Origin of the sequence: Marinobacter nauticus ATCC 49840 (genome assembly GCF_000284615.1) — a bacterium.
Taxonomy (GTDB): Bacteria; Pseudomonadota; Gammaproteobacteria; order Pseudomonadales; family Oleiphilaceae; genus Marinobacter; species Marinobacter nauticus.
On record NC_017067.1, the window covers coordinates 423,201 to 444,227 of the forward strand.

Annotated in this window: 19 protein-coding genes; 8 read left to right on the forward strand and 11 right to left on the reverse strand. The window is 60.0% G+C overall.

Annotation, left to right across the window (positions count from 1 at the left end):
* Positions 1 to 25 precede the first annotated feature (25 nt).
* Positions 26 to 352, forward strand: coding sequence for a thioredoxin TrxA (trxA, locus tag MARHY_RS01870; RefSeq protein ID WP_014420340.1), 327 nt, complete (start codon positions 26 to 28; stop codon positions 350 to 352).
* Between the two features lie 57 nt (positions 353 to 409).
* Positions 410 to 1,000 (forward strand): molybdenum cofactor guanylyltransferase MobA, encoded by a 591-nt coding sequence (gene mobA / locus MARHY_RS01875; RefSeq protein WP_014420341.1) that lies wholly within the window; start codon positions 410 to 412, stop codon positions 998 to 1,000.
* Positions 1,001 to 1,171: 171 nt separating this feature from the next.
* Here mobA and MARHY_RS01880 read toward each other — a convergent pair whose 3' ends face one another.
* Genes MARHY_RS01880 through moaB form a run of 4 tightly spaced genes read right to left on the reverse strand, consistent with a single transcriptional unit; the run spans position 1,172 to position 3,682 of the window.
* Positions 1,172 to 1,618, reverse strand: coding sequence for a molybdenum cofactor biosynthesis protein MoaE (locus MARHY_RS01880; protein WP_014420342.1), 447 nt, complete (start codon positions 1,616 to 1,618; stop codon positions 1,172 to 1,174).
* A gap of 1 nt (position 1,619) precedes the next feature.
* A complete protein-coding gene (gene moaD / locus MARHY_RS01885; protein WP_041654501.1) occupies positions 1,620 to 1,880 on the reverse strand; it encodes a molybdopterin converting factor subunit 1 in 261 nt (86 codons plus the stop codon).
* A 2-nt stretch (positions 1,881 to 1,882) separates the two neighbouring features.
* On the reverse strand, positions 1,883 to 3,097 hold the full coding sequence (locus MARHY_RS01890; protein ID WP_014420344.1) for a molybdopterin molybdotransferase MoeA: 1,215 nt from the start codon (positions 3,095 to 3,097) through the stop codon (positions 1,883 to 1,885).
* Positions 3,098 to 3,109: 12 nt separating this feature from the next.
* Positions 3,110 to 3,682: a molybdenum cofactor biosynthesis protein B gene (gene moaB, locus MARHY_RS01895; protein WP_014420345.1), complete on the reverse strand. Its 573-nt coding sequence runs from the start codon at positions 3,680 to 3,682 to the stop codon at positions 3,110 to 3,112.
* A gap of 355 nt (positions 3,683 to 4,037) precedes the next feature.
* Between moaB and rho the strand changes: the two genes are divergently transcribed.
* From rho to MARHY_RS01910, 3 genes are all read left to right on the forward strand, one after another.
* Complete coding sequence (gene rho, locus MARHY_RS01900; RefSeq protein WP_014420346.1) at positions 4,038 to 5,300, forward strand: transcription termination factor Rho; 1,263 nt, start codon at positions 4,038 to 4,040, stop codon at positions 5,298 to 5,300.
* 165 nt (positions 5,301 to 5,465) lie between these two features.
* Positions 5,466 to 6,953 carry a 4-hydroxy-3-polyprenylbenzoate decarboxylase gene (gene ubiD / locus MARHY_RS01905; RefSeq protein WP_014420347.1) on the forward strand — a complete coding sequence of 496 codons (1,488 nt, stop codon included), beginning with the start codon at positions 5,466 to 5,468 and terminating at the stop codon, positions 6,951 to 6,953.
* Between the two features lie 13 nt (positions 6,954 to 6,966).
* A complete protein-coding gene (locus MARHY_RS01910) occupies positions 6,967 to 7,959 on the forward strand; it encodes a CDP-6-deoxy-delta-3,4-glucoseen reductase (protein ID WP_014420348.1) in 993 nt (330 codons plus the stop codon).
* A 78-nt stretch (positions 7,960 to 8,037) separates the two neighbouring features.
* Here the strand turns inward: MARHY_RS01910 and MARHY_RS01915 are convergent, their stop codons facing one another.
* From MARHY_RS01915 to MARHY_RS01940, 6 genes are all read right to left on the reverse strand, one after another.
* Entirely contained in the window at positions 8,038 to 9,279 is a 1,242-nt protein-coding gene (locus MARHY_RS01915) for a heme biosynthesis HemY N-terminal domain-containing protein (protein WP_014420349.1), read from the reverse strand.
* Positions 9,276 to 10,391: a uroporphyrinogen-III C-methyltransferase gene (locus tag MARHY_RS01920; protein WP_226374381.1), complete on the reverse strand. Its 1,116-nt coding sequence runs from the start codon at positions 10,389 to 10,391 to the stop codon at positions 9,276 to 9,278. Before MARHY_RS01920 ends, MARHY_RS01915 begins: the two co-directional genes overlap by 4 nt.
* A 10-nt stretch (positions 10,392 to 10,401) precedes the next feature.
* Positions 10,402 to 11,214 (reverse strand): uroporphyrinogen-III synthase, encoded by an 813-nt coding sequence (locus MARHY_RS01925; protein ID WP_041654503.1) that lies wholly within the window; start codon positions 11,212 to 11,214, stop codon positions 10,402 to 10,404.
* A complete protein-coding gene (hemC, locus tag MARHY_RS01930) occupies positions 11,195 to 12,136 on the reverse strand; it encodes a hydroxymethylbilane synthase (protein WP_022992125.1) in 942 nt (313 codons plus the stop codon). The genes MARHY_RS01925 and hemC overlap by 20 nt, the downstream gene beginning before the upstream one ends.
* An 85-nt stretch (positions 12,137 to 12,221) precedes the next feature.
* Positions 12,222 to 12,980, reverse strand: a complete 759-nt coding sequence (locus tag MARHY_RS01935; RefSeq protein WP_014420353.1) for a LytR/AlgR family response regulator transcription factor — start codon at positions 12,978 to 12,980, stop codon at positions 12,222 to 12,224.
* A complete protein-coding gene (locus MARHY_RS01940; protein ID WP_041654504.1) occupies positions 12,977 to 14,035 on the reverse strand; it encodes a sensor histidine kinase in 1,059 nt (352 codons plus the stop codon). Before MARHY_RS01940 ends, MARHY_RS01935 begins: the two co-directional genes overlap by 4 nt.
* A gap of 119 nt (positions 14,036 to 14,154) precedes the next feature.
* Between MARHY_RS01940 and argH the strand changes: the two genes are divergently transcribed.
* The 3 genes from argH (at position 14,155) to MARHY_RS01955 (ending at position 18,413) form a co-directional block, all read left to right on the forward strand.
* A complete protein-coding gene (argH, locus tag MARHY_RS01945) occupies positions 14,155 to 15,564 on the forward strand; it encodes an argininosuccinate lyase (RefSeq protein WP_014420355.1) in 1,410 nt (469 codons plus the stop codon).
* A gap of 144 nt (positions 15,565 to 15,708) precedes the next feature.
* Positions 15,709 to 17,811 carry a T6SS phospholipase effector Tle1-like catalytic domain-containing protein gene (locus MARHY_RS01950; RefSeq protein WP_041654505.1) on the forward strand — a complete coding sequence of 701 codons (2,103 nt, stop codon included), beginning with the start codon at positions 15,709 to 15,711 and terminating at the stop codon, positions 17,809 to 17,811.
* Complete coding sequence (locus tag MARHY_RS01955) at positions 17,811 to 18,413, forward strand: DUF2931 family protein (protein WP_014420357.1); 603 nt, start codon at positions 17,811 to 17,813, stop codon at positions 18,411 to 18,413. Before MARHY_RS01950 ends, MARHY_RS01955 begins: the two co-directional genes overlap by 1 nt.
* Positions 18,414 to 18,485: 72 nt before the next feature.
* Here MARHY_RS01955 and MARHY_RS01960 read toward each other — a convergent pair whose 3' ends face one another.
* Positions 18,486 to 20,930, reverse strand: a complete 2,445-nt coding sequence (locus MARHY_RS01960) for an EAL domain-containing protein (protein ID WP_014420358.1) — start codon at positions 20,928 to 20,930, stop codon at positions 18,486 to 18,488.
* Between the last annotated feature and the right edge of the window lie 97 nt (positions 20,931 to 21,027).

The window sequence follows — 21,027 nt, forward strand, 5'->3', positions numbered from 1 at the left end:
GGAGCGCCTGAATCAGGAAAAGGTAATGAGCGGAAATATCGTTAATGTCACCGACGCTTCCTTCGAGCAGGATGTACTGAAGTCCGACGTTCCGGTACTGGTAGACTACTGGGCCGAGTGGTGTGGCCCGTGCAAAATGATTGCTCCGGTTCTGGAAGAAATCGCTGACGAATACGAAGGCAAGCTTAAGGTCTGCAAACTCAACATCGACGAAAACGAACAGACCCCGCCCAAGTTCAACATCCGTGGTATCCCGACCCTGATGCTGTTCAAGAACGGCAACGTGGATGCCACCAAAGTAGGCGCGCTGTCCAAATCGCAGCTGGCCGCCTTCCTCGACAGCAACCTCTGATCCGCTGTTGAAGGAAACCGCCCCTGAACAACGCTTCACGGGCGGTTTTTTTATGCCATGACCCGACCCGACAGAATCATCGGCCTGCTCCTGGCAGGCGGCAAAGGCACCCGCATGGGCGGCCAGGACAAAGGCCTCGTACCCTGGCAAGGCAGAGCCATGGCCGAATGGGTGCTGAAGGCCCTTAGGACCATCACCCCGGCCGTCTTCGTCAGCGCCAACCGCTCGCTGCCGGACTACGAACGCCTGGCTCCCGGCCGTATCCTTCAGGATCCTCCTGAACTACGCGACCAGGGCCCTCTGGCGGGCCTGCTCACGGGCCTGAAAGCCGCGGAAGCTCAGGGCGCCGAAGCTGTGCTGGTCTGCCCCTGTGATACCCCGGGAATCACCCCGGGAACCCTCAGCGCCCTGGTCACCGCCTGGCAAACCCAACCCGACCGCCCGGCTATTGCCGAACATAACGGCCGCCTGCACCCGTTGCACGGTGTGTATCCGGTAAATGTAATGGTGGAGCTGGACCGCTGGCTGGCGTCGGACAACCGCCGGGTGATGGGATTTGCCGAATCGGTGGGGGCGGTTGCGGTAGATTGTCCTGAAACCGACGAAGTATTCGAAAACCGGAACAGTTTGAAAGATCTGGAGCGTTAACGGATTTGTAGTGCTTGCAGCTGACTGATTACGTAGGGTGCTGGTCTGGTGGGGCCTCCGAAAATGCTCGGAGCCATGGATGGCGGAGAGCAAGCGTACAGGGACGTATTCACAGCGGTTTTCGGAGGTCCCACCAGGCCAGCGGCCGGGCGGCAAACTCCAATAAGCGTCTCACTCCCAGTTCCGACTCCGGGCAACATCAGACTCTTTCTGCTCCACCCAATGCTCACCCTCGCGGGTAATCTCCTTCTTCCAGAACGGCGCCGACGTCTTCAACGCGTCCATAATGAACTCACAGGCCGCAAACGCATCGCCCCGGTGGGCACTGCAAACCCCTACAAACACAATCTGGTCAGCCAGTGCCAAGCGTCCGACCCGGTGAATAACCCGGGCCCGCTGCACATCCCAGCGCCGCCCCGCCTCATCAATCAGCCCCTGAATCACCTGCTCGGTCATCCCCGGATAATGCTCCAGAAACAGCCCCGTCACCCCGGACAGATCCCCGGAATCCCGTACCAGGCCCGAGAAGGTGACAATGGCCCCGGTGCCCGGCCCGGTCAACCGGAGCGCCTCATATTCCGCACCCGCATCGAAATCGTCGGTCTGGATTGAAATCATCTTAACCTCCGGTGACCGGTGGGAAGAAGGCTACCTCGTCCCCTGGCTGTACCGGGCTGGACGGCTTTGCCATGGACTGATTGATGGCCGCCATCACCGGTTGGCCACCGGCCAGCTGGGCCCAGGCACCGCCCCGGCTGGCCAGGTAGGTAAGCAGGTCCGCGACCGTGTGGTGCTCGGAGGCCGGCAGGGTCAGGCTTTCGGTACCCAGCTCTTCTCGCAGTCGCGCGAAAAAACGCACGGTCAGTGTTGGTTCTGTCATCATTAACTCAGTAATTCGGTGAACGGATAGTATGTAATCAAATCGCCGGCGCGGATCGCCGTATGTTCCGGCACTACAGCCAGGCCGTCGCCCCAGCAGGCGGAACTCAGTACGCCGGAGCTCTGGTTGGGATAGGCGACAACCTCCAGACCCGCTGCTGAACCCTGCTTCCGGGCCCGTACAAACTCGCGGCGGACAGATGTGGAGGTTACGTCAAACCCCGCGGGCAGATATTCGCCCACGGGAAGGAGGTCCTGCCGGCCCTGGCGTTTGCGAATGTAAGGCATCGCTACCACCAGAAAAGTGACCAGGACCGCTGCCGGATTGCCCGGCAAACCGAGTACCGGTATGCCTGCCACTTCGCCAAACGCCAGTGGTTTGCCGGGCTTGATTGCCATGCGCCAAAGTGACAGCTTGCCGGATTCCTCCAGTACCGCGCGAACGTGGTCCTCCTCGCCGACCGATACGCCGCCGCTGGTGATGATCAGGTCGGCCTTGGCAGCAGCAGACTCGAGCGTGCTGCGGGTGGCTTCCCGGGTATCTTCAAGGGTTTCGCACAGAACCAGCTCGCAGCCAGCCTCGGCCAACAGGCCCATGAGGGTAAATCGGTTGGTGTTGTATATCTGGCCAGAATCAAGTGGCTGGCCCGGCTCCACCAGTTCATCACCGGTGGTCAATACCGCGACTCTTAGCCGGCCCATGACCGGAACCTGGCTGATTCCCATGGAGGCCAGCAGGCCCATTTCCTGGGGGCGAATGCGCTTGCCCTTCGCCAGCGCCAGATCGCCCCGGGCAAGATCCTGGCCCTGCCTGCGAATGTTCTGGCCCTCTGAAACCTCGGCCTGGATCAGAATCATGTCGTCGGTGCGTTCCACCCGTTCCTGCATCACGACCGCATCGGCCCCTTCGGGAATCTCGGAGCCGGTAAAAATCCGTGCCGCTGTGCCGGGTGCCAGTGTTCCGGGGGCAACGCCGGCCGGGATTCGGGCGGATACGGACATCGGTCTGCCCGCGGCGACATCGGCCAGACATACCGCGTAGCCGTCCACGGCGCTGTTATCTGCCGGCGGTACATCCGCGGGAACATACTGGTTCTCTGCCAGAATCCGGCCGAGGCTGTCCGTCAGAGCAACGGCTTCGGTCCGGGTGATGGCCGGCGCCCGGTCAAGAATATGTTGCAGTGCATCGTCAACCGATGTCAGATTGTTAGCCACCATGTGTCCTCCTGATTACCGCTCGGCACGCTGGCCAATCACTTCCTGAACCCGCTGGTAGGGGCGGTCCGGCTTGCGCAGGGCCAGAGCAGAGAAATTACAGGGGCCATGGCGACTGTCCAGCTGGGTTGCCAGAATGCCGTTCCAGCCGGTTCGGCAAGCCCCGGTTGAGCCGGGCAGGCAGAAAATAACCGTATGGTTGGCCAGGCCGCCAAAGGCCCGGGACTGGATGGTGGAGGTGCCGATTTCAGACGCGGACAGTCGCCGGAACTCCTCACCAAATCCGTCGATGGTTTTATCCAGCAGGGGCGCTACCGCCTCCGGCGTACTGTCACGTTCGTGGAAGCCGGTGCCGCCGGTAATGATGACGGCGTGAATCTCCGGATCGGCAATCCATTGTGACATCAGGGCCCGGACCAGGTAGATGTCATCCGGCAGGATGCGGCGGGCCACAAGCCGGTGACCGGCCTCGACAACGCTGTCCTCGAGAAACTGGCCAGACGTGTCTTCATCCGGGCCTCGGGTGTCCGAGACGGTCAGAAGGGCGATGTTCAGGGGCTTCAGTTCGCTGGTGCGATCACTGCTCATGGGGTAGGCTCCGGAAGTCTGTCATCAATCATAGGCTCAGTATCCTGATCTGCTGCGTGGTTGGGAAGGGAGTAACCCATCAGAGGGAGCTCCAGAACCAGTGAACCCCATGCCAAAAACTGGCTTAATTTTATTCAGGGGCTTGACATTCGCGCTAAAGGTGGCCGATGATGCCGTTGCCCGGCGAACAGTTGTTCCCACTCTCTGGCTTCGGCATTTAATATCCGGCTTCCATCTACACCGGTTGCTCCATCTGCCAGCACCTTTGTTTCATTTTTGATTCGATCAACACGTTCAGGGGCGCCCCTGTCATTCCAACAGTCGTTTACTTCCATTCCTGAAAATCCAACAAACTATGAATCTTACTGAACTCAAGCAGAAATCCGTGCCCGAATTGCTCGATATCGCGCAAGAAATGGGCCTCGACAACCTGGCTCGTTCGCGCAAACAGGATGTGATCTTCACCATCCTGAAAAAACACGCCAAAAGCGGCGAAGACATTTACGGTGACGGTGTACTGGAGATTCTGCAGGATGGTTTCGGCTTCCTCCGCTCCGCCGATGCCTCATACCTGGCCGGGCCGGACGATATTTACGTTTCCCCCAGCCAGATTCGCCGGTTCAACCTGCGTACCGGCGACACCATCGCGGGCAAGATCCGTCCTCCGAAAGACGGCGAACGTTATTTTGCCCTGCTGAAAGTCAACGAGATCAACTTTGACAAGCCGGACAACGCCCGCAACAAGATTCTGTTCGAGAACCTGACACCGCTGTTCCCTCAGGAACGGTTGATGCTGGAAGCCGGTAACGGCAGCACCGAGGATCTCTCATCCCGGGTTCTGGATCTGGTAGCGCCGATAGGTAAAGGCCAGCGGGGGCTGATCGTATCCCCGCCCAAGGCTGGTAAAACGCTGCTGATGCAGGGTATCGCCCAGTCGATTACCCGCAATAACCCGGAATGCCACCTGATGGTGCTGCTGATTGATGAGCGCCCGGAAGAAGTGACTGAAATGCAGCGTACCGTGCGCGGCGAAGTGGTGGCCTCCACCTTTGACGAGCCGCCCGCCCGTCACGTCCAGGTGGCCGAGATGGTGATCGAGAAGGCCAAGCGCCTGGTCGAGCACAAGAAAGATGTGGTCATTCTGTTGGACTCCATCACGCGTCTGGCCCGGGCCTACAACACGGTGATTCCGTCCTCCGGCAAGGTACTGACCGGCGGTGTTGATGCTCACGCGCTGGAAAAGCCCAAGCGTTTCTTTGGTGCTGCCCGTAACGTGGAAGAAGGCGGAAGCCTGACCATTCTCGCCACGGCGCTGGTGAACACCGGTTCCAAAATGGACGAAGTGATCTACGAGGAGTTCAAGGGCACCGGTAACATGGAGGTGCATCTGGACCGACGGATTGCAGAGAAGCGGGTGTACCCGGCCATCAACATTCGTAGCTCCGGCACTCGCCGCGAAGACCTGTTGATGTCCGAAGCCGACATCCAGCGTGTTTGGATTCTGCGCAAATTGCTGCACTCCATGGACGACGATACCGCCGCCATCGAGTTCCTGCTGGACAAGCTCAAGGACACCAAGACCAACGACGAGTTCTTCCAGTCCATGAAGCGTCGGTGATACTGACTCCGGTTCCCGACCGGCGGGCGTTCTTATGGAATGTCCGGCTGGTCGGGGCGGATTCCCTCCCCAGCATTCAAGCTGCTCAGGCCAATACCTGAACTCAGGTCTGAATCCAGACCAGAAAAAACTCCGTAGTACCGTAGACCAGAAACGGAGCACACCATGAAATACAACGACCTTCGGGACTTTGTCAGCCAGCTGGAAAAGCTGGGTGAGCTCAAGCGCATTACCGCCGAAGTTGACCCCCACCTGGAAATGACCGAAATCTGCGACCGCACCCTGCGTGCCGGTGGTCCGGCGTTGTTGTTCGAGAATCCGAAAGGCTACGATATGCCGGTGTTGGCCAACCTGTTCGGAACACCGAAACGGGTGGCACTGGGCATGGGGCAGGACGATGTGGCTGCGTTGCGGGAGATTGGCAAGCTGCTGGCGTTTCTGAAAGAGCCGGACCCCCCCAAGGGCTTCAAGGACGCCATCGAAAAACTGCCATTGTTCCGGCAGGTCATGCGCATGAGCCCCAAGGTGTTGCGCTCGGCACCCTGCCAGGATGTAGTGATTGAAAAAGACAAGGTGGATCTGTACCAGATCCCGGTCCAGCACTGCTGGCCGGGTGACGCCGGTCCTCTGGTGACCTGGCCGCTGGTGATTACCCGTGGCCCCAACAAGGAACGTCAGAACCTGGGTATCTACCGGCAGCAGGTGATTGGTCGTAATCGTCTGATTATGCGCTGGCTCAGCCATCGGGGTGGCGCCCTGGATTACCAGGAGTTCCGTAAGGTCAACCCGGACAAGCCCTATCCGGTTGCGGTCGCACTGGGTGCTGATCCGGCCACCATTCTGGGTGCCGTTACTCCGGTGCCGGATACGCTGTCTGAATATGCTTTTGCAGGATTGCTGCGAGGGAGTCGAACGGAGCTGGTGAATGCGGGCCTGAGCGATCTTCAGGTACCGGCCAGTGCCGAGATTGTACTGGAAGGCTTTATCTACCCGGACGATATGGCGCCGGAAGGGCCGTTTGGTGATCACACCGGGTATTACAACGAAGTGGATCAGTTCCCGGTGTTTACCGTGGAGCGCATTACCCACCGCCGGGATCCAATCTATCACAGCACCTACACTGGCCGTCCACCGGACGAGCCGGCGATTCTCGGAGTGGCGCTGAACGAGGTGTTCATTCCAATCCTGCAGAAGCAGTTCCCGGAAATTGTCGATTTCTATCTGCCTCCGGAAGGCTGTTCCTACCGGCTTGCCGTAGTCACCATGAAGAAGCAGTATCCCGGCCATGCCAAGCGGGTGATGATGGGGGTATGGTCATTCCTGCGGCAATTCATGTACACCAAGTTTGTGATTGTCACCGATGACGACGTCAATGCCCGTAACTGGGAAGACGTGATCTGGGCCATTACTACGCGGATGGATCCGGCCCGGGACACCACCCTGGTGGAAAACACCCCGATTGATTATCTGGACTTTGCCTCGCCGGTGTCTGGGCTCGGCTCAAAGATGGGGATGGACGCCACCAACAAGTGGCCCGGAGAGACCGACCGGGAGTGGGGCACTGCCATCGCCATGACCGACGAGGTTAAACAGCGGGTGGATGACATCTGGGACAGCCTGGGGATTGAAATTCCCGGTGCCCGCCCCGACTGACAGGGGGCAGAGAGTGTTTCGGATACGCCTGCAGCCATCGGGGCTTGGTTACGGTGCGGATCAGGCTGAAGACCTGTTGTCTGCAGCGGCCGCAGCCGGAATACGGGTGCCGGCAGCCTGCCGAAACGGCGTGTGCGAAATCTGTGAGGCCCGGTTGCTGAAAGGTCGGGCGCTGAATACCCGAAATCAACATTCTATCGCGGTTGGCGAGCCACTGATGATGTGTCGGACACGGCCGCTCGCCGACCTTGAACTGGAGATACCCGCCGTTATGGCATCAGGAAATTACCAGCCCCGCCAGTACCAGGCGAAGGTAATCGACGTACGTTCCATCAGTCACGATGTGTACCGGGTGGCCTTGCAGCTACCCCGGCGGAGGGATGTGGCTTTCCATGCCGGGCAGTATCTGTCGGTGATTCTGCCCGGAGCTGACCCCTGCTATTTCTCGATTGCCAGCAGCCCCTCAGCAGAGCAGATCGAACTGCACATCCAGGCTTCGCCCGACTGGGTCTCGGCCCAGAAAGTCATCGATGCGCTGACTTCCGGTCAGGATGTGACGGTGGAACTGCCCCATGGCAAGGCCTGCCTGGCCAGTATGCCGGACAAACCTCTGCTGCTGGTGGCGGCAGGTACCGGTTTTGCCCAGATGAAAAGCCTGGTGGATTACCTGCGGGAAACCCGTTACCAGAAGCCAGTCAAACTGTTCTGGGGCGTGCGCAAGCACGAGGACATGTACCTGCGTTCTCTCGCACAGCAGTGGCAGGAGGAGTGGGCGCCGTTCAGCTTTTTGCCGGTGGTGGGAGACGATGAAGACAATGACTGGGGCGGTCACCACGACCAACTGGTCAGAGCTGTGCTGGCTTCAGGGTTCGATTGGCAGGACGTGGAAGTTCATGCCAGTGGCTCGCCCACCATGGTGTATACCCTGATGGATGCGCTGGTGGAGGCTGGCCTTCCGGAGAGGGCCTTTTTCTCGGATGTTCTGGAGTACGCTCCCCGCAGCTGACAACTTCAGTGGGCGCTATTAAAAAGGGCCGGCAATTTGCCGGCCCTTTTGTTTGTCTGAGCCAAAGGCTGCGAAGTCTCAGGCCCGGGGCATGGGCAGGTCGGGCAGGCCGTGGTCGGTTTCCAGCCCCTGCATCAGCAGCTTGATGCTGGCTTCTTCCTCGCCCATATGGGCATTCAGCCGGCTCAGCTCCGCGAGGGTTTCACGATTACGGCGCAGTTTCAGACTGGTTTCAAAGTACTCCCGTGCTTTTCCCCACAGCTCATTACGCAGGCTGAGCCGGCCCAATGCCAGCAACAGCTCGGGGTTGTTGGTGCGATGTTTCAGCCACTGCTCTGCAATCAATAGCTGTTCCTCCGGATCCTGGCCCTGAATCCGGCCATACAGGTTGATCAGCTCATCGCTCCAGTGGTTACGCAGTACCTTTCTAAGCAGCGTTTCCGCCTGGGCCTCATCACCCAGTCCCGCCAGCAGTCGGGCGTAGTCTCGGATGGTGTACTCATCCCGGCGCACAAAGCCCGGCAGTTCGTCCCACAGGCGAGTCAGCGGTTCCAGGCTGGCTTCGGGGTTTTCCTTGCGGCTGCGTTGGCATTCCTCGGCGGCCTGTTCCAGCAGGTTTTGCCAGACCTGACGTTCCAGCTCGTTAAGTTCGCTCTCTGGCACCACGTTGCGCTTGCGCAGTTCCGGAATAAGACGGGATAGCTCGCGCCAGTCCTCCAGGCGCAGATAGGCGTTCTTCAGCAGCTTGAGGACAAACGGGTGATGTGGGGATTCCTTGCGTAGGCGCAGCAGGGTCGCCAAAGCCTGCTCGGGCCGGTTGCCGGCCAGTTGCAGCTGGGCCTGGGTCAACCCCACTGCCATGCTGGAGCCAGGAGTGCTTTCAAAGGCCTTGCGCAGCAGTTCATCGACCGCTTCATGGTCGCCGGACTCGAACGCGGCCTGGGCCGCCGCGAGATAGTTGATCAGGGGGGTGTCGGCATGGCTTGCAGAGCTGGACAGTAGCTTACGGGCGCGGGGCCAGTTGCCTTCGGCCAGAGCCAGGAGGCCTCGTGTGGTCCGGCGCCGGGCCCGGCGCTCATTACCGCGGGCAATCCAACCAGCCATCACACCGGTGCCGTGGCGGAAGCGGCGCACCGTGTTGATGAGGGTGACGGTCAGCAGGATGATCACCAGAATCAGCCCCAACCCGACCCAGAAATTGGTTTCAATCAGGTAGTTGCCCAGGCTGATGCGGATATAGCCGAGATCGTAGGTCAACCCCAGGGAAAGCCCGGTGCCCACCAGAAGGGCAAGCAGCAGGATCAGCAATACGCGGATCATGACTCATCGCCCCCGTTGGCCGCCTTGCTGTCGGCATCGTTGTCGCCTGTGGCCAGGCGCCCCGCCAACCGCTCCTTCAGCAGGCTCAGGGACTGGCTGATATCCGGCAGTTCGGGGTCTACGTTGCGCTCGGCCAGTTCGTTCAGGGTCTCGTTGAGCCCGCGAATGGCCGGGTTGGTGCCGTCATACCAGTCGTTGATGGTGGTGATGGCCTTGTTCAGAGCGCGTTCATACAGTGGCTGATTGCCCCGCAAGACCGCCATTTCAGCTTCTTCCAGCATCAGTTGCAGGTTGAGACGGGCCCAGGCGCTCTGGTCCGGAGACAACAGGGGTTTTACCGGTTCGTCCATCCGGCGGATCACAACGACTTCCTTGAGGGTGCCCAGGAACCGGTTCCAGCCTCTGGTGAACATGTTGCTGCCGTCAGACGGCGCATTCTGGTCTTCGACCATATCGAATCCCGGCGCCTGATCACTGATCAGGGCCTGGTCGGTGAGATCGTTGACGCTGGCGATGGCCGCCTCCAGTCTCAGGTATAGCCCGGTGCGGTCGACACCCTGAATGCCTCTCAAGGACTGGATTTCCCGTGCCAGTTGCTGGCGCACCGGATAAACCCCGATATCGTCGGATTCCCGCAACACCTCGTCGGCCGATTCCAGGGCGGACAGTGAACCGCGGATGTCTTTTTCAATCAGCAGGCGCTGGTTGGCAATGCGCAGCAGATATTCGGCTTCCGCCAGCAGCCAGTCGGTGCGGGTGCGGTTGCCGGCTTCCAGCAATTCGCGGGCGTTGTGATCGATCTGGCGTTGCTGGGTGGCAATCAGCTCCCGCTGTTCCGCCAGCCTGCTTTCCAGTGCCTGAAGCCGCTCGCTCTGTTCGCTGCCGCGGTTGCCGTAAAGGCTTTCCAACTGGTTGGTATCCTGCCGGAGGTCCTGAACCACCTGCAGGGTGGCCTGGTGCTTCTGCCACTGTTGCCAGTTCCAGAGCCCAAGGGCAACCGCCAGAATCAGCGCCAGAGCCGCCACAATCCACACAGGCCACAAGCGTGGGCGTTCTGGCCTGGCGGGTTGTACGGGAGCGGGGAGTTGTTTTGTTGTTTCAGTCACGGGCATCCTTACTTGGTTATCCGTTGTCACCGGCCTCCTGCGACAGGCAGGAAGCAACACTGATGACCAGGTCGTCATCGTTCAGGCTACCGGGCACCAGTGGCTTGCGGAAGCCCAGCGCGCGCGCCTGTTCCGCCACACGCTCCGCAGGTACTACGATTATGTCGGGCGTCAGAGCCAATTGGTATCTGTGGCCCAGCTCCACCAGATTGTTCAGGGTTTCGCCGGAAAGCGCAATCACCACCTCGGGGTGGAAGTCGGCAACCAGAGCCTTCACCTGTTTTGCAGAATAGTACGGCAGCACGCGCCGGTACAGGGGCAGGGCGGTAATCCGTGCGCCCCGTTGCGCCAGGGTCTCACGAATCAGTTCCCGGCCATGCTCGCCCCGAGCCAGCAGCACTTTCTCTCCGTCAATGCTCTGCAGTGATGGCAGCGCCAGCAACGCCTCGCTGGTCCAGCCTTCGGCAGGCATTCTCGGTTTCAGGCCATGTTCGCGAAAAACCGCGGCGGTGCCGGCTCCCACGCCGTACCATTGCAGGCCGGCGGGAAGTTGAGGCCACCAGTGGTCGATTTCCTCCATCAGCCGGCGGGCGGCATAGGGGCTGACCGCGATGATGTGGGAAAAGTTGTCCAGCTGCTGCAGGATGCCGCGCTGCTCCGGTGTTTCCGGTAAAGGCTCGCGCGCCATCATCGGCATCACCCGGGCATCGGCACCGGCCTTGCGAAAGGCCTCGGCGAGGCGGCTGGCTTCGGGCTCGGGCCGGCAGATCAATACACGCCGGCCCTGGAGTTCAGACGGTTGCTGAAACTCAGCGTGGGGTGTGGCCATAGATTTCAGCCAGCACCTTGTCGGCCCCCATGGACAGCAGCTGTTCTGCCAGTTCACGGCCCAGGCGTTCACCTTCGGCGCGCGGGGCACGGCCTTCCACCCGGAAAATCTGGGTGCCATCGACTGCGCCAACCAGGCCCCGCAGCCACAGGGTGTTATCGTCTTCCAGCAGGGCATAGGCGGCAATGGGTACCTGGCAACCGCCTTCAAGGCGACGGTTCAGCGCCCGCTCAGCGCTGACGCGGTCCCAGGTGTCGGTGTGATTGAGCGGGGCAATCAGCTCCAGAAGTTCCGTGTCACCGACCCGGCATTCGATGCCCAAAGCACCCTGGCCAACGGCTGGCAGGGAAAACGTGTCTGGCAGACAGTAACGGATACGGTCGTGGAAGCCGAGACGCTTCAGGCCGGAGCTGGCCAGCACAATGGCGTCGTATTCACCGGCATCCAGTTTCGCCAACCGGGTATTCACGTTGCCACGCAGTACCTTGATCTGAAGATCCGGGCGGTTGGCCCGCAGCTGGGCTTCCCGACGCAGGCTGGCGGTGCCTACTACCGCGCCCTCAGGCAGCTGGTCGATGTGTTCATACTGGTTGCTGACGAAGGCATCGGTGGGGTCTTCGCGCTCGCAAATGGCGACCAGCCCCAGGCCCTCGGGGAATTCCATGGGCACGTCTTTCATGGAATGCACGGCCAGATCGGCACGGCCGTCCAGCATGGCTTCTTCGAGTTCCTTCACGAACAGGCCCTTGCCGCCGATCTTGGCCAGGGGGACGTCCAGGATCTTGTCGCCCTGGGTCTTTATCTTGATCAGTTCAACGTCAACGTTGTCATGCAGCCTTTCCAGCTCGGCCTTGATGAATTCCGCCTGCCACAGCGCCAGTGCGCTGCTGCGGGTTGCAATGCGAAGGGTACGTTTGGACATGTCACTCACTGTCGTTCGGGAAAATGTGCCCCAAGGTTACCTTGTGGCAGAAAAAAAGTCCCGCGGTGAACCCCCGCCTACCCCCTCAGGGGGAGGGTTGGTGTTCGTGTAACCATTGGCGGACCGTACTGGCATGGCGGCGGCTGACCGGCAGCAGGGTGGCATTGCCTTTCAGTGCCAGCTGATTCTGGCCATCGGACGACCGCCGCAGCCCCTGGATAAAGCGCACGCCAACCAGTGTGTGTCGGTGGATGCGCAGAAGGTGATCCGGGTAAGCCTGCTCCAGTTCTTTCAGGGTGTAGTCGCACACTGTCTCGCCGTGGCTGTGGTGCAGGGTCACGTACTTCTGGTCGGCCTCACAGTAGTACAGATCTGCCAGGTCGATCAGTTCGGTACCTCGGTGCGTGCGCACCGCCAGTTGGTCGTTACCGGCATCGGTACTTTGCGCCAGGGCTTGCCTCTGTACCCGGTTCAGCTTGCCGGCCCGGGCCAGGGCATCGGCCAGCGCCTCACGCCGGACCGGTTTGAGCAGATAGGCGACGGCGCGAACCTCGAACGCCTGGATGGCATAGTGGTCATAGGCGGTGCAAAAAATCACTGCGGGCGGATTCTGGAGCTTGCTGAGCTGGTCGGCTGCCTCCATGCCATCCATGCCGGGCATGCGGATGTCCAGCAGCAGGATGTCCGGTTCCAGTTCGGCCACTTTGCGCAAGGTGTCGTTGCCATCCACCGCTTCGCCACAAACCCGGTAATCCGGCAGGGCTTCCAGCAGGCGCTGAATGCGCTGGCGGGCGAGAGGTTCGTCATCGGCAATCAGTACGCGTTTGCTGTCTTCGATATTCATGGCCTGTTTCGTGACTGACGGTTGCTGGTATTGATGCTGCGCCGGGGCAGGCGAAGAGTGACGGTGTAGGTATTGCCCTGGCGGCTGTGTTTGAGCACGGCCGGTTCGCCAAACAGTGCCTGTAGTCTGGCCTGGGTGTTACTCAGGGCAACGCGGTTGCCCTGGTGCTGGCGTTCCGTAGATTCCGGCGCGGGATTCTGCACCAGAAGGTAGACAAAGTGATCCTTGGCCGATACTTCGACCCGGACGACACCGCCTTTCGGCCGCGGCTGGATGCCGTGATAGATGGCATTTTCCACCAGCGGCTGCAGTGTCAGGGGTGGTATTACCTGTTGCCCAAGCCCGGGTTGAATATCCCACTCCAGCTGCAGGCGTTCCCCCAGTCTCAGAGACTCAATCGCCAGGTAACGCTGGCACAGTTCCAGCTCACGGTTCAGGGGAATGAGCTGGTCGTCGGTGCGCAGGCTGGCCCGGAACAGTTCCGACAGATCCAGCACCGCTTCTTCCGCCTGCTCCGGATTGGAGGCAATCAGGCTGGCAATGGTGTTCATGCTGTTAAACAGAAAGTGTGGCTGGATCCGGGCCTGCAAGGAGGTCAGCCGGGCCTGCATTTCCGCCTCTCGCTGTTGCTGCCACTGGTGCTGAAGGTAAAAATAACGCAGCACCATCAGGACGATCAGCAATGCCAGTAACAGCTTTTTGGCAATGCCGTGCCAGAGTGCCACGCCTGGCTGCGGGTGCAATACGCTTTCGGCAAACAGGCTGAATGCCAGTACGTCCAGCAAGACAATGGTGACGATGGTCAGTGTGGCGCGGCTGTTGCTCAAACGAGCCAGGCGGGGGCGCAACAGACAGATCAGTGCGGCGCTGGTGAGGGTGGTCCATTGCACGAACAGGGACAGCAGACCGAAGTAGTTCCAGTCGATCCAGCTGTTCTGTGCCTGCAGGATGGCCAGCACCAGAACCAGAAGTTCGCTGGTAATCAGTAGCATGAACACAGCCCGCACGCGACACAGATCGGGCACGTAGAAGCTGTCGGTGTCCTTGTGGTTCATGCCTTTGTCGGGTTTCAGGGGAGTCTCCTTAACCGGGGCCGGAATGCTATACTGCCGCAACTTTTAACTTATCCATTGCCGGCATGATGATGCCGGGCTGTCAGCAGGAAAGATAGACCATGACGGATCAGAAAAAGTCTGACCAGACCACATCCTCCGAAAAACCCTGGGGTGGCCGCTTCAGCGAGCCTACCGATGCCTTTGTTGAACGCTTCACCGCCTCGGTGGGCTTCGACCAGCGCCTGTATCATCATGATATTACCGGCTCCATCGCCCATGCCACCATGTTGGCGAAGGTGGGTGTGCTGACGGACGCCGAGCGCGACCAGATCATCGACGGCCTGAAGGGCGTGAAGGAAGACATCGAAGCCGGGCGCTTCGAATGGTCCGTCAGCCTGGAAGATGTGCACATGAACATCGAAGCCCGGCTCACCGATCGCATCGGCATCACTGGCAAGAAACTGCATACCGGCCGCAGCCGGAATGATCAGGTCGCCACCGATATCCGGCTGTACCTGCGCGATGAAATCGACGTGATTGCCGAGGAACTGGCGCGCCTGCAGGCTGGCTTGCTGGACCTGGCCGAGCGCGAGGCAGACACCATTATGCCCGGCTTTACCCACCTGCAGACCGCCCAGCCGGTTACCTTTGGCCACCATTTGCTGGCCTGGTACGAAATGCTGGTGCGCGATGCCGATCGTCTGCAGGATTGCCGCAAGCGGGTGAACGTGATGCCTCTGGGGGCCGCTGCCCTGGCCGGCACCACTTACCCGATTGACCGCAATCTGACCGCCGAACTGCTGGGCTTTGACCGGCCCACTGAAAACAGCCTGGATTCGGTCTCCGACCGGGATTTCGCCATTGAATTCTGCAGTTTCGCCGCGCTGCTGATGACCCACCTGTCCCGGTTCAGTGAAGAGTTGGTGCTCTGGACCTCCGCCCAGTTCGATTTCATCGACCTGCCGGACCGGTTCTGCACCGGTTCCTCGATCATGCCCCAGAAGAAAAACCCGGATGTACCCGAGCTGGTGCGTGGCAAGACCGGCCGGGTAAACGGCCATCTGATCAGCCTGCTGACCCTGATGAAGAGCCAGCCGCTGGCCTACAACAAGGACAATCAGGAAGACAAAGAGCCGCTGTTCGACACGGTCGATACCATCAAGGGCTGCCTGAAGGCCTACGCCGACATGATCCCGGCCATCAGGGCCAAGGCCGACAACATGCGGGTAGCCGCCAAGCGGGGCTTCTCCACCGCCACGGATCTGGCTGATTACCTGGTCAAGAAAGGCGTGCCGTTCCGTGATGCCCATGAGATTGTCGGCAAGTCAGTTGCTTTCGGTGTCGCCGAAGGTCGTGACCTGTCAGACATGACGCTGGAGGAACTTCAACAGTTCTCCGATGTGATCGGCGAAGATGTGTTCGACGTGCTGACCCTGGAAGGTTCCGTGCAGGCCCGTGATCATCTGGGTGGAACTGCGCCAAACCAGGTACGTGCAGCGGTGGCCCGCGCTCGGAAAAATCTGGCATAGTCGATTGGCTGTCATGGGCGTGGCAGTTTAGAAAAAAAGTTTATGACAAAACCGTAAGGTGCGGTTTTGTCATAAATACACAATATCGGCTAGGATTGTCCGGCTAACTTTACCTGCTTGCTACCGTCAACAAGGACGCTGACGATGAGCTTTGTGAAACTGGTCAGGCCTTCAGAATTGAAGGTCCTCGACATTCCCTTTGTTGAAACTCCTTTTTTTGCTGCCGACAGGGCCCGCCTCCTGGTTGAGCAGGACAACCATCTTCGTTCAAGCATGCAATCGCTGTTCAGGTATGGCTCTGGTGACCGACGGAACCTAGCGGAAACTGTCCATCGGGCGGTCAGAGACGGCGAGTTGATGCTGGTCTGTTCGGAGTGGAATAAGCCTTTCTCGCCGATGGTGACCTGGCGGCCAGACAACAGTCTGCCTGCCGGTGGCCAGTGGCGGATAGAGGGCAGTTGGCTGAACGTTCCATCTGAGATTGAGTGTGCAGTAGCAGAGCTGAACAACTGTGGCATCACCTGCGAGCAGTTGCGCCAATCCGAATCGTGGGGTGTCGGGTCGCTGGAAGTGAACATGTTCTCAATGAACTACCGGCAGAGTCAGCGCCGGGAGCGGGCGGCTCAAGGTAGCGTGGATGACCATCGGCTGAGCCTGCCCTTAGGGGCTTCCGCACTGGTGGCTCCCGTGTTGATGTCTGCAGCATCCGCAACCGAAGACGCTAAGGCAGACTCCTCTCAGGCACCCGCCCCAAAGATACACCTGGAAGTGGGCCTGTTTACCGATGGCACCATGAACAACGCCGCCAATACCCGGGCCTTCGTTGAGCAGCTGGAGCAGGAGTGCCTGATTCCCTACGAAAATAACACCATCGGCCGGGAAGAGTGTGAGCGGCGGATGGGCCTGATGTTGGGCGACAGTTACGCCAATGCGGCCAGCAATGTGGCGAAGCTGTGGGATTTGTACGTCGAAGACGAAAAAGAGGAGGAGGGTACCAGCACCTACCGGCGTAAAATTTATGCTCCTGGGGCTGGCACCAAGACTGGCGAGGATGATGTGATGTATAGCGCAGCCACCGGCATGGGGGAGGCCGGCGTTATCGCACAGGTGGACTATGCTTTCTCGCAACTGGCCTTGCGGGTGAAAGAAGTCTTGCAGAACCTGCCCGCCGACCGTCTGGACAAACCCATCGACAAACTTACGTTGGACCTGTTCGGCTTCAGCCGGGGCGCGGCGGCTGGCCGCCATACTGCACACGAGATAAATCAGGGGGAGAATGGTCTGCTGGCCCAGATGCTGGCTGACAGCGGTATCCTCTGGCCGAAGACGGTAGAAGTTCGCTTCGTGGGGCTGTTCGACTCCGTGGCCGCCATCGTTAACCTCGCTGCTGGTGATGCGTTGGCCCATAACAACCGCAACCACCCGGTGGAGTTGTACCTGGATCCAGGCAAGGTGGGCCAGGCGGTGCACCTGACCGCGGCCCATGAGCACCGCAGGAACTTTGCTCTGAACAGTCTGCGAAGCCGCGACGGCAGCTTGCCGGCCAACTTCCGGGAAATTTCCCTGCCGGGTGTTCATTCCGATATTGGCGGTGGCTACGGCGACAGCCAGCGAGAGGACGTGCTGTTAAGCCTCAGGTTACAGGTGCCTCGCGACCGGCTGAGCAGGCCGGACCAAACCCTCCAATGGGATAACCTGGAGGCCAAGCGGCAACAGATAGAGGCGGCAGGCTGGATTGGCCCATATAATCTGCCGGTACGGCAATCCGAGCAATTGCAGGCATGGCCGAAAGACCAGGGCCCGGAAGGGCCAGCCCGGCTGGACATTGTCACCCTGCGCCACGAGCACCCGGCCCAGGATGGCCGGGTAGAACTGGTGTTGCGGATGCTGCGCCAGGTGCGGGGGGAGTATTCACGGGTGCCTCTTCGGTTGATGCACCGATTGGCGGTAGAACAGGAAGTGCCACTGAGAGAAGTTGATCCCACTGATGAGACCGTGTTGATACAGGGTGAACTTGAACCCATCCTTCAACAAATTCTGGAACAGGTTGTACAAGGGAATGACGCCCCCTCACTGACCACGGAACATGAGAACTTGTTGCTCCAGCGCTATATCCATTACTCGGCGCACTACAACGCTATTGAGACCATGGTGGCGGGCTTGCCTGCGAAGTTGCAGGGGTTTCATCCCAATGCACCAGCACCTTCAGGCGAGCGCCTGGTGTATCCACAGACAGAGGGCGACTAATGATTCAGAAAATACTGGCCATGGGAGTCATGGCCATCGCCCTGTTGGGCAGCGGCTGTTCGGCGTGGTCGAAGGCGGACGACACTCTTTGGATGGTCAGGATAGCGGCGCCACAGCACTACGAAGTGTGGGTGACTGATATGTTCCTGGAGAAGTCGGGTGAGCGGAGCTGGCGCCAGCCGATAGGCACGGTGGGGTGCTGCTGGAAGGGGGCCCGTGGCCCAACCGGGCCTGGGGGCAGAGCTGACCCCTTTCCGGAACTGATTCTGGTCAACTGGTTTTCCTACGCGGAGCAGAAATATTACACCAAGATCATTCAGGTGCCGGAAGACCTGCTGGACCGAATGCGGGAGCCGGCAACCTATGTTACGCAGGTTGATGTGCGCTCAGGCCCCCGGAACCTCCTGACCATTGGCCTGGCGCCCGGCGGTACCGTGGTGGTCTGGATTTCGAACCAGATTGGCAACGAGATCGAGGTGATGCGCATGCAGGCCACGGAGTTGCCGGGTGACCCTTCCCGGTTCACGGAACGCACAAAAGGCTATCTCGAAAGGAACGGCGATTACCTCAGGGAACACGGAATCCCGACGGAGGGCTGGTAAGCAGCCGCGGAAGCGGTTCTGAAGTGATCCAGTGTGAGGTCGGGGTAGAATGAAGTCTGCCCTCAACATAACTTAGCCGCCGATCCAGCCCGTACTCAGCTCAACCCCTACCGGCTTCAGCTCCGCCAGCGGTCGGGGCCTTGATAACCGGTAACCCTGGCCAAAATGAATGCCCAGGGTACGGACCTTTCTCAGGGTTTCGTCGCTCTCTATAAAGGTGGCAACGGTCTCCTTGCCTGCGGCTTCTGCAATACGATGCAGGGCATCCACCATCACTTGCTGAACCGGATCGTCCTCCAGATGATCCATCACCCGTCTATCCAGTTTGATGATATCCACCGGCAGGTGGGCGGCCAGGCTGTAGCTTTCCACCGAGGCGCCAGCGCCCTCCAACGCCACTCGGCAACCGATTCGATGCAGGGCATCGCAGAGCACGGCCACTTCGTCCGGATACTGGGTGGCATGGGCTTCCCGGATCTCCAGGCAGAAGCACTCCGCCCGGAACGGTGAGGGTGCCAGTAGCTGTTCCATGAAATCGGAAAAGGTGTCATCCAGTACCGAGGCCAGAGACAGGTTGAAGCCGCAGTATTTCAGCCTTGGTTCCAGGAGTCGGTGCTGCCCCAGCCAGTCCAGAGTCTGACGAATGACCTGACGGTCCAGCCGTTTGGCCAGGTCAAAGCGCTCGGCCAGGGGCAGGAACTGTCCAGGCAGGAGGGTGGTGTCGTCCGGCTCCTGGCCGGGAATGCGGCACAGTATTTCAATATGGTCGCCCCAGGTCACACTCGCCACCGGCTTCAGGGCCTGGAACTCAAGGATCAGTCGATGCTGGTCCAGAGCCTGGCGCAGCTGTTCCATCTGCTTGTCTGTGCCGGTATCGCCGGCGGCATCCGGTAGCGCATGGGCAGTGTGGATCCGGTTCCGGCCTGAGGTCTTGGCGGTATGGCACAGGTCTGCAGCCTGTGTGAGCAGCGTGTCGGCCCGCTCTGGCAACTCACTGTCCAGAATCAGCAGACCACCGCTGGTGCTGGTCTGCAGCGTTTGCCCCTGCCATTCAAACTTGAACTGGGCAATCTGTTCGCGGATTTCCTCGGCGATCTTTCTCGCTCTGGGTTCCGGGCAATTCTCGATGAACAGCGCAAAGGTATCGCCGGCCAGTCGTGCCAGGGCATCACGCTGTCGTACGCGCAGCCCGAGCATGGCGGCCAGTTCCCGCAGGTAGCGGTCGCAGGTGCCGCTGCCAGCGTCCTCGTTGAACTGTTCGAAGTTGTCCAGGTCCAGAAACAGCAGGCCGTCGGTGCTCTGGCGTTTGTGGCGATGGCCCATGGCCCGTTCCAGGTGTTCGATGAAGGAACGGCGATTCATCAGCCCGGTGACCGGATCGTGTCGCATGCGGTAATCGCTGTTGCTGGTGTGCTGGATCCGGTTGCTGATATCCCGTGCAACATGAACGGCCCCGGTGACCTCACCCCGGTCTCCGCGGATGCTCTGGAAGTGAAACTCGTAAATCGGCAGTCCCTCTCCCTGGCGGTTCAGGGGCATTTCTGCCACAAAATGCTCACGGTCGAAGGCCCGTTGCCATAGCCGTTCGATCAGTCTCCGCTCATTGGGGAAGTCCTTCAGAAGGCTGCGCAGGTTGTCTCCGGTCTTTGGCGTCAGGTCAAAGGCGTGTTGAAACTGCTGGCACCAGGGGGTGTTGAAATGCAGCAGCCTGAACTCGGTGTCGATGGCCACCACAAGATCAGAGGATGCGGCGGTCGTGGCTTGAAGAATCTGCTGAGCCTGTTGTTTTTCCAGATCGTGGACCATCGCCTCGCTGTGGTTGACCATCACGCCGCCGAGTTTTTGCACCCGGCCGCCGTTCTTCAGAGCACGGCCCGCCAGAGTAACCCGTTGTGGCCGTTGCCGGCTGGTGAGAATGGTCAGGTCCATGCTGAAGGGCTGGCCGGTGCGGATGCAGCGCCTGAACATCGCTCGTACCCGGTTCTGGCCTGTCTGGCAGTAAAACAGCGCCTGTTCAGGCGTCAGTTCGCTGCCGGGTTTGAGCTCCAACAGGCGATACATGCCCTCGGACCAGCTGATTTCGTTGCTGGGCATGTCCAGTTCCCAGAGACCAAAGCCGGCATTCTGCTCCGCCAGTCGTTGAATCCGGCTATCCATGGCATCGCTGTCCCTGAGGGTAATCGAGGCGGTAGCGGCCTGGTCTGAATCCCGGATCTCCATTCGCAGCCCGAGCAGGGCAGTAAAGAAAAAGCCATCCTTGTGGCGGAACGTCACCAGCACTGTCTGGCCATTGTCTAGCCGGTGTCGGTGGGCGGGGGCGAAGGGATCGTCCTGGCGGGAAGCCAGAATATGCTGGACTTTCTGCCCGGTCAGATCGCTGATGTCGTAGCCAAACATGGTTTCTGCATGGCGATCAGCCTGGATGATCCGGCCGTCGTCATCCACCCGAAGCAGGGTGGGCCGGATAACGGGGCCCGTCGGATCGGGCCGGTAGCGTTGAATCAGAAACTCTTTCACAGCTCGGGTGCCTCGCTCGGGCTGGCAGCGTGTTCACTGCCTGTGCTTTTATTTTTTTACAGGTTTTGCCACGATTCATTCATCATACTGACTATCT